Source organism: Paracraurococcus ruber (assembly GCF_004353985.1).
In the GTDB taxonomy this organism is placed as follows: domain Bacteria; phylum Pseudomonadota; class Alphaproteobacteria; order Acetobacterales; family Acetobacteraceae; genus Paracraurococcus; species Paracraurococcus ruber.
Genome location: NZ_SMOA01000734.1, coordinates 1 through 349, shown reverse-complemented (window position 1 = coordinate 349; position 349 = coordinate 1). Strand labels below are relative to the sequence as shown.

Here is a 349-nt window from a genome sequence, read left to right as displayed (position 1 = left end):
GAGATGGACCTGCGGCGGGCGCTGGCGGCGAGCGAGTTCGAGCTGCACTACCAGCCGATCATCGACGTCGCGTCGCGCCGCGTCGCCGGCCTGGAAGCGCTGATCCGCTGGCGCCATCCGGAACGCGGGCTGGTGCCGCCCGACGCCTTCATCCCGCTGGCCGAGGAGATCGGGCTGATCGTGCCGATCGGCGAATGGGTGCTGATGCGGGCCTGCGCCGATGCCGCCGGCTGGGCGGGCGCGCCGAAGGTGGCGGTCAACCTCTCCCCGGCGCAGTTCGCCAGCCGCGGGCTGGTGGAGACGGTGGCGGGCGTGCTGGCCGCCTCCGGCCTCGCGCCCGGGCGGCTCG

Annotated in this window: 1 protein-coding gene; it reads left to right on the top strand. The window is 75.4% G+C overall.

Going from position 1 to position 349, the window contains the following annotated elements:
- The coding region (locus E2C05_RS32585; RefSeq protein WP_133223691.1) for an EAL domain-containing protein at positions 1 to 349 on the top strand (349 nt) is incomplete at both ends.